General features: G+C 64.3%; 8 protein-coding genes. All 8 read left to right on the top strand.

Annotated elements, in window-relative coordinates; translation table 11 throughout:
• Positions 1 to 93: 93 nt before the first annotated feature.
• The 8 genes from ASF57_RS11570 to ASF57_RS11535 all read left to right on the top strand — a co-directional run bounded on the left by ASF57_RS11570 (position 94) and on the right by ASF57_RS11535 (position 14,560).
• On the top strand, positions 94 to 1,431 hold the full coding sequence (locus ASF57_RS11570) for an aspartate aminotransferase family protein (RefSeq protein ID WP_056179877.1): 1,338 nt from the start codon (positions 94 to 96) through the stop codon (positions 1,429 to 1,431).
• 33 nt (positions 1,432 to 1,464) lie between these two features.
• A complete protein-coding gene (locus ASF57_RS11565; protein WP_056483426.1) occupies positions 1,465 to 2,964 on the top strand; it encodes a CoA-acylating methylmalonate-semialdehyde dehydrogenase in 1,500 nt (499 codons plus the stop codon).
• A gap of 674 nt (positions 2,965 to 3,638) precedes the next feature.
• Positions 3,639 to 5,924 (top strand): AAA family ATPase, encoded by a 2,286-nt coding sequence (locus ASF57_RS11560; protein ID WP_056483423.1) that lies wholly within the window; start codon positions 3,639 to 3,641, stop codon positions 5,922 to 5,924.
• Between the two features lie 221 nt (positions 5,925 to 6,145).
• A complete protein-coding gene (locus ASF57_RS11555; RefSeq protein WP_056483420.1) occupies positions 6,146 to 8,464 on the top strand; it encodes a glycosyltransferase in 2,319 nt (772 codons plus the stop codon).
• Positions 8,465 to 8,683: 219 nt separating this feature from the next.
• On the top strand, positions 8,684 to 9,652 hold the full coding sequence (locus tag ASF57_RS11550) for a polysaccharide pyruvyl transferase family protein (RefSeq protein WP_056483417.1): 969 nt from the start codon (positions 8,684 to 8,686) through the stop codon (positions 9,650 to 9,652).
• 213 nt (positions 9,653 to 9,865) lie between these two features.
• Positions 9,866 to 10,915, top strand: coding sequence for a glycosyltransferase family 2 protein (locus tag ASF57_RS11545; protein ID WP_244476913.1), 1,050 nt, complete (start codon positions 9,866 to 9,868; stop codon positions 10,913 to 10,915).
• Positions 10,916 to 11,381: 466 nt separating this feature from the next.
• Positions 11,382 to 13,178 carry a type I secretion system permease/ATPase gene (locus tag ASF57_RS11540; protein ID WP_082503884.1) on the top strand — a complete coding sequence of 599 codons (1,797 nt, stop codon included), beginning with the start codon at positions 11,382 to 11,384 and terminating at the stop codon, positions 13,176 to 13,178.
• Between the two features lie 116 nt (positions 13,179 to 13,294).
• Positions 13,295 to 14,560 carry an HlyD family type I secretion periplasmic adaptor subunit gene (locus ASF57_RS11535; protein ID WP_244476912.1) on the top strand — a complete coding sequence of 422 codons (1,266 nt, stop codon included), beginning with the start codon at positions 13,295 to 13,297 and terminating at the stop codon, positions 14,558 to 14,560.
• The last annotated feature ends 156 nt before the right edge of the window (positions 14,561 to 14,716 follow it).

Below are 14,716 nucleotides of genomic sequence, written 5' to 3'. Positions count from 1 at the left end.
TCAAGCACTTCGTCTCGCGCAGAAAAGGACTTGTCCGGCCGCGACAATCGGCGCTTCTTCGGACGCAGCGACATCTCTGGGTTGAAGATCTTCATGGACCACCACCCGACAGCCAATGCTCCTGGGCTCGATGCCTACTGGATGCCCTTCACGGCGAACCGGCAGTTCAAGGCCGCGCCCCGCATGCTCGCCTCGGCCAAGGGCATGCACTACACCGCCACCGATGGACGCAGCGTCCTCGACGGCACCGCAGGCCTCTGGTGCGTCAATGCCGGGCATGGGCGGCAGGGCATCGCCTCGGCGGTGGAGCGCCAGCTCACCACCCTCGATTTCGCGCCTTCCTTCCAGATGGGGCATCCGGCGGCCTTCGACTTCGCCGAACGGCTCGCCGCCATCGCGCCGGGCGGCCCGGAAGCCGGGCTCGACCGCGTGTTCTTCACGGGCTCCGGCTCCGAATCGGTCGACACCGCCCTGAAGATCGCGCTGGCCTATCAGCGCGCCATCGGCCAGGGCACGCGCACCAAGCTGATCGGGCGCGAGCGCGGCTATCATGGCGTCGGCTTCGGCGGCATCTCGGTGGGCGGCCTCGTCAACAACCGCCGCGTGTTTCCGCTGCTGCCGGGCGTCGACCACCTGCGACACACCCACGACCCCGAGCGCAACGCCTTCTCGAAGGGCCTGCCCGCACACGGCGCGGACCTCGCCGACGATCTCGAACGCCTCGTGGCGCTCCACGGCGCCGAGACCATCGCGGCCTGCATCGTCGAGCCGGTGGCCGGCTCCACCGGCGTCCTCCTGCCGCCGACGGGCTATCTGGAGCGCCTGCGCGCGATCTGCGACCGGCACGGCATCCTGCTGATCTTCGACGAGGTCATCACCGGTTTCGGCCGCCTCGGCACGCCCTTCGCGACGGATTACTTCGGCGTGATCCCCGACCTCGTCACCACCGCGAAGGGGCTGACCAACGGCACCCTGCCGATGGGAGCGGTCTTCTGCGCGCGGCGGGTCCACGATGCGCTGATGCACGGCCCGGAGGCGGTGATCGAGCTGTTCCACGGCTACACCTATTCCGGTCACCCGGTCGCCTGCGCCGCCGGTCTCGCGACCCTCGACATCTACGCGCAGGAGGGCCTGCTCACCCGCGGCGCCGATCTCGCCGACGATTGGTCCAGCGCCATGCACGACTTGCGGGGCGCCGGCCACGTCGTCGACATCCGCACGATCGGCCTCGTCGCCGGCATCGAGCTGTCGCCCCGGCCCGGAGCCCCCGGGGCGCGAGCCTACGACGTCTTCGTCGACTGCTTCGAGCGCGGCCTCCTCGTCCGGGTCACCGGCGACATCGTCGCCCTGTCGCCGCCGCTGATCGTGGAGCGCGACCAGATCGACACCATGGCGTCGATTCTCGGCGACGCCATCGCCCGCGCGGCCTGAACTTTTCCGAAGCGCCTTCTGTCAGGACTGACAATGACCACCACGATCTCCCACTTCATCGGCGGCCGCACTGTCGCCGGCACCGGCACGCGCTCCGCCCCGGTCTTCAACCCCGCCACCGGCGAGGAGACCGGCCGTGTCGCGCTGGCCAGCACCGCGGACGTGAACACGGCCGTGGCCGCCGCCAAGGCGGTCGCCCGCACCTGGGCGTCGACCACGCCCCTGCGCCGCGCGCGCATCCTCAATGCTTTCCTGCGCATCGCCGAGGACCGGATCGACGAACTCGCCGCCCTAATCACCGCCGAGCACGGCAAGGTGCTGTCGGACGCCAAGGGCGAGATCCAGCGCGGCCTCGAGGTGGTGGAGTTCGCCACCGGCATCCCCCAACTCCTCAAGGGTGAGGTCACCGAGAACGTCGGCACCCGCGTCGACAGCCATTCGCTGCGTCAGCCGCTCGGCGTGGTCGCCGGCATCACGCCGTTCAACTTCCCCGTCATGGTGCCGATGTGGATGTTCCCGGTGGCGCTGGCCTGCGGCAACTGCTTCATCCTGAAGCCCTCCGAGCGCGACCCCTCGCCCGCGCTGCTGGTGGCGGCCTGGCTCAAGGAGGCGGGCCTGCCCGACGGCGTCTTCAGCGTGGTGCACGGTGACAAGGAAGCGGTGGACGCCCTCCTGCACCACCCCGACATCGCAGCCGTCAGCTTCGTCGGCTCGACCCCGATCGCCCGGTACATCTACGCGACGGCGACGGCCAACGGAAAGCGCGCCCAGTGCCTGGGCGGGGCCAAGAACCACATGATCGTCATGCCCGACGCCGACCTCGACCAGGCGGTGGACGCACTTATGGGCGCCGCCTACGGCTCGGCCGGCGAGCGCTGCATGGCGATCTCGGTGGCGGTGCCCGTCGGCGAGAAGACCGCCGACGCGCTGGTGGCGAAGCTGATCCCCAAGGTGAGGGTGCTGAAGGTCGGGCCGGGCACCGATCCGGATTCGGAAATGGGTCCTCTGGTGACACGGGTCCACCGCGACAAGGTCAGCGGCTACATCGATGCGGGTGTGGCGGAGGGCGCCGAACTCCTCGTCGACGGGCGCGGCCTGAGCCTGCAGGGCTACGAGGGCGGCTATTTTCTCGGCGGAACGCTGTTCGACCGAGTCACCCCGGACATGTCGATCTACAAGGAGGAGATCTTCGGCCCCGTCCTGGCGATCACCCGGGCGCCGGACTACGCCACGGCGGCGAAGCTCATCAACGAGCACGAGTTCGGCAACGGGACGGCAATCTTCACCCGCGACGGCGACGCGGCCCGCGAGTTCGCCCACGGGATCGAGGTCGGCATGGTCGGCATCAACGTGCCGATCCCGGTACCGATGGCGTTCCACTCCTTCGGCGGCTGGAAGGCGTCGCTGTTCGGCGACCACCACATGCACGGGCCGGAGGGGGTGCGCTTCTACACCCGCCTGAAGACCATCACGACCCGCTGGCCCACCGGCATCCGCGCCGGTGCCGACTTCGTCATGCCGACGATGTCCTGAGCGGACCATCAAGCGCCCGGACTCTGTTTGACGACTCCGGCGCGCCGGGGTCGTCGCGGAACGCGGGTGCGATCTCGTCGCCGAGACACAGCGCTGGCGAAGTCACGCAAAGAGTGATGATGGACCGGATTCGGCGCCCGTCCGTAAGTGTGCAGTAAAGATTCACATAGCGGACGTGGCAATCCAAGGTTCAACCCGATGTATCGGCTGCTTCAACAGCGGCGGCACGCTTCGAATCTTAGGGATATTAATCTTAACGTTGATTTTCATACCGGCAGGCACAACCTGACATACGTTGGACCACCGTCTCTGAACTAAGAAATCAGTCAACAAAGGTCGACCCGTGCGACTGAAAGCACGAAGTTTTTAAATTCAGGCTGACGGACACCCAGTCATCGCCCCCGGATCTAACCATCCAGCACCAATGATCGATAGTCTTACAAGATAACAAAAACTCAGACTTATTTTATTGATGCATGCGCGCCTGCTCGGTCTTCCGAAATTTTGATCAGTCTTTACTGTTCTGGCGCCTCGCAGATCGGCTCCGGTCGCCCGGACTCACGCGAGTTCGCGTGCAGTGCGGCATGTTGCTCGCGACCGGAAATCCGTTTATTGAACGCTACGATCCGTCTTATATTCATCCAGATCCGAACGGATTGCGACAGGCCAGCATAATGCTTCATGTGAAGGGTAGTTCTGCATCCTACCTTGATGCCGATCAGGATGCTGGGAACGAAGCCTTCTCGTGGCTTCCGTCGGCGTTCGCCTTCCTCAGACGATCGCGGGTCATCGTTGCCGTTTCAGCATCCTTTCTGCTGGCCCTGGCCATCCTGTATCTTTTCATCGCAACGCCGAAATACGATGCGACCGCGGATATCCTGATCGATCTGCGCCAGGCCGAGCTGTTCCGGCAGCAGAACACCGCCACCGATGCGCAGGTGCTCAATGCCATCGTCGAGAGTCAGACCGAGATTTTAAGGTCGAACACCGCTGCCCTCGGCGCGATTCGACAGCTCGGCCCGTCGGTCGACAAGGAGCTGAACGAGAAAGGCCTGCTTCAATCGCTGTTGGGCCCGGTGATGGGGCTGATGGGCAGCGGCCCTCCCCTCACCCAGGAGCAGCTTGAGCTTGCCGCGGCCGAGAAGCTCATGACGCTGTACTCGGTGCGGCGCGTCGGCATCACCAACATCATCGAGGTCTCGGTCCGTACGCCGAACGCAGCGCGCTCCGCTCGCTACGCCAACGCCATCGCCGATGCGTTCATCGCCGACCAGCTCGAAGCGAAGTACGAGACGACCCGTCGTGGACGCGGATGGCTCGAGGGCCGTCTGGCGGAGCTGCGCGACCAGGCGACGGCCGCCGACCGGGCCGTCCAAGACTACAAAGCCAAGATGAACATCGTCGACACCGACAAGGGGCTGATGAGCGAACGGCAGGTCGGCGACCTGAACGGAAGCTTGATCGTGGCCCAGGCCAAGACTGCGGAAGCCAAGGCTCGCCTCGACCGCATCACGGACATCGTCGACAAGAACATCACCGATGGATCGATGACCGATCTCACGCAGAATCAGGTCATTGTTCGTCTGCGTCAGCAATATTTCGATACCGCGAGGCGCGAAGCCGACATCTCGGCCAAGTACGGCACCAACCACGTCGCAGCCGTGAACGCCCGCGCCGAGATGGCGGAACTCCAGCGCTCCCTCCGCAGCGAATTCAACCGCCTCGCGGAAGCCTACAGGAGCGACTACGAGGTTGCGCTCTCGGGTGAGGCGGCCATCAAGAAGCGGCTCGACGGCTTGGTGGCCGATGCGGGAACCAGCAATCGCTCCCGGGTCGAGTTGCGGTCGCTGGAAAGCTCCTCGCAGACCTACCGGTCCCTCTACGAGAACTTCCTGCAGAAATACACGCAGGCGGTTCAGGATCAGTCCTTCCCGATTTCCGAAGCCCGCGTGGTCTCCCCGGCCAGGCCTCCCCTGCGGAAGTCATGGCCGAAGGGTCTCGTCATCATCGGTCTGGCCCTCGTCGGTGGCGTCGGCCTCGGGTTGATGATCGCCCTGTTCCGAGAGCTCGTTCGAAGCAGCCTGCGGACGCCGTCGGCCGTGGAACAGGTGACGGGCCTGGCTTGCGTGGCGATGATCCCGCGCGTCGAGACCTTCAAGACCCTCAAGGATATCGTGCCGAGAGCCTTGGCCGCGCTGGGCTTGCGGCCTCCCCTGGTCTCGAGATCCATGCTGGTCGACGCCGTGATCAATCCGAGATCCGGAACGGCGGCGGCCATGCAGGAGGTCAAGATGCTGCTTGATCGCCCGTCGAGCCGCGCCGGGAATGGCGGTCGGGTAATCGGGATGATCTCGGCGATTTCCGGAGAGGGCAAGACGATGGTCGCATCGAACCTCGCCCATTATCTCGCCCATTCCGGGAAGCGCGTTCTCCTTCTCGACTACGACCTTCGCTCGCCGTCGATGTCACAGGCCCTCGCCCCGGAGGCGGAGACCGGACTTCTCGAGTCGATCAACACCGGACGGCTGCAGGGCCTGGTGACGCTGCAGGCCCGCGGCACCAAGCTGCACATGCTGCCGACGGTCGCCGACCCTCAGCTCGATCATGCGTCGGAGATCCTGCGGTCTCCCAACAATGTCGCCCTGCTGAACGCCTTGAGATCATCCTACGATTTCATCATCGTCGACTATCCTCCGGCCCTCGACTTCCCGGATGTCCGTGCGACCGACGAGCTCATCGACGAATACCTGATGGTGGTCGGATACGATCGCCCGAGCCGACGTGACCTCGCGGAATGCATTTTGCGCGACCGGTTCGACACGACGCGGGTGCTGGGGATCGTCTTCAACCGGACCGATCCGAATCGGCATACCAAGCAGCGCTCACGGATTGGACGGTACATGCCGTGGAACTCCGAGGGTGGCTCGCGCTACGTCGGCAATACGACGGCATCGTCCTGATCGCCGTTCCCGTCCCGGGCATCGTCCGTCTTCGACGCCCGGGCACGGCCCATGAGCCAGCCACAGACCGCGGCAGCGTTGGCCAGGGTTCGATGACCAAGAATCGATCTTCGCAGCGCGGAACGGTTCGGTCTCACATACATCCGATGACCTCGCGGGCTCCCGCCACGGCGACGTCGCCGCTGGCCGGTGCGCCGCGGCATGACCCGACAGGCTGATCGATGGACGCTCCCTCGAAAGCGGCGCGAACGAGCCGGACGATTGCGGCGTCCGATCCAGGCGGGACCGGCGAGGCCACAGGCGCCCCCCGCATCTCCGTGATCATGGCCAATTATTGCGGTCGGGATCATCTGGCGGACGCGATCGAGAGCGTTCTCGCGCAGACTCTGACCGATTTCGAGCTGATCGTGGTGGACGACCGGTCTCCCGACGACAGCGTCAGCGTCATTCAGCGTTACGCCGAACGTGACTCACGCGTTCGCCTGATCGCACTCCAGGAAAACCTCGGCCCTGCAGGCGCGCGGAATCGCGGGTTCGACGTCGCCACGGGGGACTGGATCGCCATCGTGGACAACGATGACCTGATCCACCCGTCTAGGCTGGCATTCCTGATCGATGCAGCGCTCGCCGACCAGGCCGATATCGTCGCCGATGATCTGCTGATCTTCAACGACCAAAGCCCCGGCATCACCACGATGCTGCCGGAGGCAGCCGATGCGCCGTTCTGGGTCGATGCGGCGGGCTTCATCCGATCCAACGTGATCTATGCTCCGCGACCCTCGCTCGGCTTTTGCAAGCCGATGATCCGGCGGCAGGCCCTCGGCGCCCTGCGCTATGACGAGACGCTCCGGATCGGTGAGGATGCAGACCTCCTGCTGCGCCTCGTCGTCGCCGGACGCACCTTCCGGATCTACCCCGAACTCCTGTATTTCTATCGCAAGCACAGCGCCTCGATCTCCCACAGGTTCAGCGAGGATGATTCCCGCCGCCTGATCGACGTCGAGCAACGCTTGATGCGCGAGCATGCCAGGCTTGGTGCCGATGTCGTTGCGGCGCACCGGGAGCGGCTCGCATCCCTGGAGCGTGCCGCGGCATTCGCGATGCTGGTCGCCGGGCTGAAGGCGCGATCGCCGGCGGCCGTCCTCGGGGCCGTGCGCGCCGCGCCGGCGGCCTTGTGGCTGCTTCGACTGCCGCTGAAGGCCGCCCTGAAGCGGCGCCTGGGAGCCTGGAAGCGCCCCCCTGCCCTCCAGACCGAGCAGCCCGGAATCCTGGTGCTGAGCCGCCAGCGCATTGCGGGTGCCACCAACGGAAGTTCGGCCTACCTCATCAGCATCGCGCGTTTTCTGCGCCAGCGCGGCTATCGGGTCAGCTACCTCTCGCCCTCTCCGACCACGTTCGGCCGGTGGCCGTTTCTTCGGGTGGTCGACGAAACACGATCGGCGTTCGACGCCTTTGTGGTCCGCGGGAGCGTTCGCGTCGGAAGCTATCTTCTGGTCCGGGATCCCAAGGTCTGGCTGCGGGCCTGCCTGTCGGTGGCCGAGGATCTTCTACTGCGGGTGCGAATCTTGGCGCGCCGGCGGATGGCGAGCGCGCCGTACGCGGTGAGCCAGCCCCTGACCCGGCAGGATTGCCTGTTCCTGGCGCGACAGGGACGCCAGGGCAACGATGCCATGTTGCTCGACTATGCCTTCCTGGCATCGGCGCGGCCCTATGTGCTGCGGCCGGACGCCCGCTCGCTCATCGTCATGCACGACCTGTTCTCCAGCCGTGTCGCACGCTTCGACAAGGCCAGCGCCCAGGATTCCGTGGCTCTTCTCGATGCCGACCAGGAATACGCCCTGCTCGCCCAGTCCAACGGCGTCGTGGCGATCCAGAGCGCCGAAGCGGAGGCCGTTCGGGCGCGGTTGCCCGACCAACCCGTCATTCTCGCGCCCATGGCGGTGTCCGTCGTGGCCGAACCGGCACCGGGGCAGGACGGAACCCTCCTGTTCGTCGGCAGCAACACAGCACCCAACGTCATCGGGATGCAGTGGTTTCTGGCGTCGGTCTGGCCCATGATCCGCGCGCGGCATCCAACCGCCACCCTGCAGATCGCGGGCTCGGTCGCCCGGAGCCTGTCCAACCTACCGGAGGGAGCGACGTGCCTCGGCGTCGTCCAGGACCTCGCCCCTCTGTATCGTGAGGCCGGCGTCGTCATCTCGCCGCTGACGGTCGGGTCCGGACTGAAGATCAAGTTGATCGAGGCCATGGGCTTCGGCAAGGCGATCGTCGCGACATCGACGACGGTGGAAGGTGTCGAAACCCTCGTCGAGGGCGCCGTGGTGGTGGCCGACGAGGCCGCGACCTTCGCGGTGGCGGTGTGCGATCTCCTCACGGCGACGGCGCGTCGGACCCATCTCGCCCGGGAAGCCCTTGCCGTGGCCCGATCCTCTTTCGCAGCGGAGGCGTGTTACGGCCCCCTGCTTCCTGCCTTGTTCCCGAATCGGGAGACGACGCGACCGGGGCTCAGCGCAGAGACCACAGGTGGCTTGACGAGATGACAGACGCCGGACAGGGATTGATCAGCGCTTGCATCGAGGCTGACTGAACCGTTTGACGCCCTCGACGGAACGGCAAGATCCATCCGTTGCCACCTAAGTAATAATCTTCTCTTTCCGAATCCAATCCGACGAACCGACACGACTTGGACAGTGGATTTGGATGAACAGACAATGCAAGGCGTTCACGGACGCGCTTATCCGCAAATTTAGGAACCTACCTTGAAACTACGATACTATCATACCAAGGTTCCCAACTTCGGAGATGATCTGAATGCCAAGCTGTGGCCGCATTTTGCCCCCGATCTATTCGACGACAGCACGAAAGAAGCGTTTGTCGGCATCGGTACGATCATCGGCTTCCCCTGCGCGCCGCAAACCAAGCTGAACGTCTTCTCCAGCGGAGCCGGGAACGATCCGCTGAGCCGCTGGTCCGGCCTCGACGTCACCTACTGGTGCGTGCGCGGGCCCTTGTCCGCCCGGCATCTCGGTCTCGCCCCGGATATCGCCATTTCGGATGGGGCGGTCATCACTCCCCTGGCCGAAGGTTTTCCGCGCAAGCGCGTGAGCGAGCGCGGCGTGCTGATAATCCCGCATTGGGAAAGCCTGAATGATCCGAGCTGGAACGAGATCGCGCGCCTGACCGGATTCGAACTCCTAGACCCGCGCGGCTCACCCGAATCCGTCATCGGTCGCATCACCGAAGCGCGCTGCGTTCTCACGGAGTCCCTGCACGGTGCCATCCTGGCTGATACCTACGGTGTCGAATGGGCCGCGTTTGCGACAACGGGCAACTTCCAGATTTCCAAATGGCTCGACTGGGCCATGTCCTGTGGCCACAAACTCTCGGTCACGATCGTCCCGCCTCCCACCGCTCAGGGGATCCTCAAGTACGGCCGACCGGGAGCGCCGTTCGGCGACACGATCGGCATCACCGAGGGTGCCGCGATGGAGGAGATGCGGCGGCGAACTTCGGAACCCAAACCGCCGCGTCTTCAGGATCGCGCGAAGGGATGGATCAAGCAGACCGGTGTCATGAGCCGTTTTCTGAACATGTCGCCGGAGCGGACGGCGCAAGCTCTGATTGACCTCTCGTCGCGCCTGACAGCGCCCAGTCGTGAATCGACCGTGAAGACGCTTCAGGAACGAATGCTCGATCGCCTCGAGCAGTTGCGGCGCTCCGCGCGCTAACGTTTTCAGGGCTCTTAGACACGTGAACTCGATGCTGCGGACCGTCTCCATCCCTTACCCGGCGGGTGGTCCGTGCGTGACATAGGCTCGACCGGCAACCGGCTCAATCTCGCGATGCCGATGTAGTCGAGGTTGCGTTCATCCGCCCGCTCCAATGCACAGCGTCGGCCGTCAAGGTTAATTTGATACATCGCCGCAGAATTACATAAAACATTGACGCACCAATTAATATTTCGTAAAAATTACACGTTCGAAGGCTGGAGCAGTGAAATGTCATCACCGGATGATGGAGTTATTGTCGTCGTTCCAGTGTTGAACGAGGAAAAGCACCTCAAGACCTGTATTGACGCGCTCCTGCGCCAGGATTGCAAGGCCATCACCGCCATCGTGATCGCGGATGGCGGCAGCACGGACGCGACGCGCCAGATCGCACGCGATCTCTGCAGCGCTCATGCGGTTGTTAGATTGGTGGAGAATCCCAAGCGCATCCAATCCGCCGCGGTCAATTTGGTCGCTGCCTCATCGATGCCGGGTGCAATCCTGGTGCGGGCGGATGCGCATGCCGATTACCCGAACGACTTCGTCTCGCTCTGCGTCGAGGCCCTGCGCGACCATGAGGCCGAAACCGTGGTCGTTCCCATGCGTACGGTGGGCCTTCAGCCTTTCCAGCGGGCTGTGGCGGCGGCCCAGAACAGCCTGCTGGGGAATGGCGGTTCGGCCCATCGGCGCAACACCGAATCCCGATTTGTCGATCACGGGCACCATGCGGCCTTCCGCAGGTCCTTCTTCTTGCGCATCGGCGGCTACGACGAAACCTTCACCCACAACGAAGATGCGGAATTCGATGTGCGGGCGGTCGCGGCGGGCGGCCGGATCTGGCTCTGCGCCGAGGCGATGATCACCTACTATCCGCGCGGACGACTCGACAGCCTCTCGAAGCAATACTTCAATTACGGGCGGGGCAGAGCGCGAAACATGATTGCACACCGCAGCCGGCCCAAGCTCAGGCAATTGGCGCCGCTGCTGATCAGCGGCTCCGCACTTGCCAGCCTGATCGCGATCCCGGTCATTCCAGAAGCCGCCCTGGTGCCGATCGCCTATGCCTGCCTCTACTCCGGATGGTCGGTCTTCGCGTCGGTTCGCACGCGCGATCCAGCCGTTCTCGGCATGGGGGTCGCCGCAGCCGCCATGCATGTGAGCTGGTCGGTGGGATTCGTCAAAATGGCAATCGAAGCCGGGCTTCGGCGCAGCGCCTCGGCGTAACGACGCTGAGGCGCCAGCCCCGATTCGATTGATCGCCCAATCGATAGACGGCAGAGGCAACCAACTTCTTCGGAGCGGGCAAGACCAGCGAAGGTCGCCGCGCGCCCGTCGAGGGCTTCGCGCACCCGCTCCATCGGTGTTTTTCCGAGACATGTCCGTGCCGATGCCGGGCGACGGGTTTACCGTCTCAAGAACAAACTCCGATCGACTTTGGCTGTCAGTTGAGCCGAAACGCAACATCAGTTATCGATCCCACTTTGCCGTTTTCAGGATTCAGAAGCGACATCGTTTTTCAGACACGTTCCTATGCCCTTGAAGAAATCGGGTCCTTGATCGGACCCGCAGATAGGGAACACCAACTCTTGAGTGACCCGCGGAGGGTGCGCTTAATCTTTTCGTGAGCCACATTTCCAGGTTCGCAGCTCGACTCCGTTCGTCGGTACAAGTTCCAAGTGAGGTCAGGGTTGTGCATAAGACGTCGGATACCCCCGAGATAACGGCAGCCATCAGCAAATGCCGCTTGGCATTTCTATTCGTGGCGATCACCAGCGGCCTCATCAATATTCTATACTTGACCGCATCGTTCTTCATGCTCGAAGTTTACGATCGCGTCATTCCCAGCCGATCGATTCCGACGCTGGTCGGTCTCGGTCTCCTGGCCCTCGTCCTGTATGCCTTCCAGGGTTTGTTCGAGATGCTCCGGACTCGAATCCTCGGTCGAATCTCCGGGGCGGTCGATGAAGCGATCGCCCACCGGGTTTTCGACGTGGTTGCGCGTGCGCCTCTGCGGGGCCCGTCCGACCATGACGGGTCGCTGCCCATGCGCGACTTCGATCAGGTCCGATCCTTCCTGGCGGGACCGGGTCCGAGCGCGTTCTTCGATCTGCCCTGGATGCCGGTCTATATCGTCATCTGCTCCCTGTTCCATCCGCTGATCGGCGTCGCTGCCATCGTCGGTCTGGTGATCCTCTTCCTGCTGACACTCCTGAGCGACTGGACCACGAGCCGGAAGATCAAGTCGAGCGTGCACTACGGATCGCGACGCTACCTCCTGGCGGAAGCCGGACGGCGGAACGCGGAGGTCCTGGCCGCCATGGGCATGCGGCGCCGGTTCGGCGCACGTTGGGCTCACGTCAATCGCGAATACATGGATATTCAGCAAAACGTTTCGGACCTTGGCGGAGGCGTCGCCTCTCTCACCAAGGTGTTCCGCATGAGTCTCCAATCCGGCGTCCTCGCCCTGGGCGCGTTCCTGGTGATCAACAACCAGGCGACCGGCGGCGTCATCATCGCGAGTTCGATCCTGGTCGCACGGGCCCTCGCGCCGGCCGAGATGGTCATCGGAAACTGGAAAAGCTTCATCCAGGCGCGCCAATCCTGGAAGCGCCTCTCGGATGCGCTGGCCCTCAATGCCCCCGAGAAGGAGCTGCAGGTTCTGCCGGCCCCCACCCAGACCATCGCCTTCGAGAACGTGAGCATCTCGCCGCCCGGCTCGCGCCGCGTCGTCGTCAAGGGCGCGACGTTCTCCCTTGAGGCCGGACAGGGCTTGGGGATCATCGGACCGTCGGCCTCCGGAAAGTCGTCGCTGGTGCGCGCACTGGTCGGGATCTGGCCCTGCGCGAGCGGGTCGGTCCGCATCGATGGCGCATCGCTCGATCAATGGACGTCGAACGAGCTCGGACCGCATGTGGGCTTCCTGCCGCAGGAGGTCGAACTGTTCGCCGGCACCATCGCGGAGAACATCGCGCGGTTCGAACCGGACGCGACGTCCGAGAGCATCATCGCCGCCGCACAGGCGGCCGGAGTCCACGCCCTGATCCTGCGCCTGTCCGAAGGCTACGAGACGGCGATCGGAGATGGCGGCATCGGCCTCTCGGCCGGGCAGCGCCAGCGCGTCGGACTGGCCCGCGCGCTCTATCGCGATCCCTTCATGGTCGTTCTCGACGAACCGAACGCGAACCTCGACCATGAGGGCGAAAACGCCCTGACGTCGGCGATCATGAGTGTTCGCGAACGGGGCGGCATCTGCGTCGTCGTCGCGCATCGGCCCAGCGCCCTGGCGGCGCTCGATACGGTGATGCTGATCTCCGAAGGTCAGATCCAGGCGTTCGGTCCCAAGGATGATGTCCTGAAGCGGATTCTGAAGCCCACGTCGCAGTCCGATGCATCCGAGGCGGAATCCGATCGGAATCGACCACGGCCCACGGGGCAGTTGCGGGCCGATGGCGTGCCCGGCGCCCTGACCCTGCAGGAGAGTGCGTGATGTCCTCGACGAGCGTTCCCTCCCTGAGACCGGGCACCGGTATCGCCCGCTTCGCGCCTCCGCGCTCGCCGGTTCAGCTTCCGCCGGCCCGAGCCCACGGATCGCTGAACCGCCACATGATCCTCCTGGCGCTGAGCTGGGCGGTCCTGGTCTTCGGCGTCGCCGGCTGGGCGGTCTTCACGAACATCTCCGCCGCTGTCATCGCGCCCGGCCAGCTCGTGGTCGAATCCGATGTGAAGAAGGTCCAGCATCCGACCGGGGGCGTGATCGGCCAGCTGCTCGTGCGCGAGGGCTCGAAGGTCAAGGCCGGCGACATCCTCATCCGTCTGGACGAGACGCAGACCCGCTCCAATCTGGAGATCATCCTGAAGGCGTTGGATGAACTGGATGCCCGCCGTGCACGGGACGAAGCCGAACGCGACGGCGTCCGGGCCGTCGTCTTTCCACCGGACCTAATGGAGCGTGCGGCGACCGATCCATCGGTGGCGCGCCTGATCGACGGTGAGGAACGCCTGTTCAGCACGCGGCTCTCCGGGCGTGAGGGGCAAAAAGCCCAGTTCCGCGAGCGCATCGATCAGCTTCGCCAGGAAGTGAAGGGCCTCACCAAGCAGACCTTTGCCAAGGACCGTGAGATCAGCCTGATCACCCAGGAACTCAAAGGTGTGAATGAGCTCTTCGCGAAGAACCTCGTGCCGTATGCCCGCGTGACCTCGCTCGAGCGCGATGCCGCCCGTCTCGAGGGCGAGCGCGGCCAGCTCTCCGCCTCCATCGCCTCGGCGCAGGGCAAGATGACCGAGATCGAGCTCCAGATCTTTCAGGTCGATCAGGATCTACGCACGGAGGTCAGCAAGGACCTGTCCGAGATCCGCGGCAAATGGTCGGAACTGAGCGAGAAGAAGGTGGCCGCGCTGGATATGCTGAAGCGGATCGATATGCGCGCGCCCCAGGACGGAACGGTCCATGAGCTGACGGTGCACACCATCGGCGGCCTCGTGGTTGCGACCGAACCCGCGATGCTGATCGTTCCGGAAGCGGACCAATTGGTTGTCGACGTGAAGATCCAACCCCAGGACATCGACAATGTGCGCCTGGAGCAGAAGGCCCTTCTCCGATTTCCGGCTTTCAACACGCGCACGACGCCCGAAATCAACGGCGAGGTCTCACGCGTCGCTGCGGATGTGACGCACGACACCAAGACCGGTGTGAGCTACTACTCGGCGCGTATCCGAATCCCGGAGGATCAGAAGGCGCGTCTGAACAATCTGCGCCTCGTTCCGGGCATGCCCGTCGAAACGTTCATGCAGATCGGCGAGCGCACAGTCCTCTCCTACTTGACCAAACCGCTGACCGACCAGATCGCCAAAACCTGGCGGGAACGCTAGACCTGACGGGAACGCTAGACATGGCGAAAGCGATAGATAAGGCATGAGGGTCAGGCGCCTCAGCCGTGCCGCACATGCGACACGGCACCTTGAGATCGCGAGACGACGACGGTGCGTAGGTTTTTCTTGAGGCACGCCGCACCGCCAGCCAGGCTC

This window comes from Methylobacterium sp. Leaf117 (assembly GCF_001422985.1).
Lineage (GTDB): Bacteria > Pseudomonadota > Alphaproteobacteria > Rhizobiales > Beijerinckiaceae > Methylobacterium.
This window is presented reverse-complemented; position numbering and strand designations above follow the sequence as displayed.

Bases quoted from the DNA above. Each gene is read 5' to 3' on its own strand.
- ASF57_RS11560 (WP_056483423.1), top strand. From the start codon at position 3,639: ATGCTTCATGTGAAGGGTAGTTCTGCATCCTACCTTGATGCCGATCAG.
- ASF57_RS11555 (WP_056483420.1), top strand. From the start codon at position 6,146: ATGGACGCTCCCTCGAAAGCGGCGCGAACGAGCCGGACGATTGCGGCG.
- ASF57_RS11535 (WP_244476912.1), top strand. From the start codon at position 13,295: ATGATCCTCCTGGCGCTGAGCTGGGCGGTCCTGGTCTTCGGCGTCGCC.
- ASF57_RS11570 (WP_056179877.1), top strand. From the start codon at position 94: ATGGACCACCACCCGACAGCCAATGCTCCTGGGCTCGATGCCTACTGG.
- ASF57_RS11565 (WP_056483426.1), top strand. From the start codon at position 1,465: ATGACCACCACGATCTCCCACTTCATCGGCGGCCGCACTGTCGCCGGC.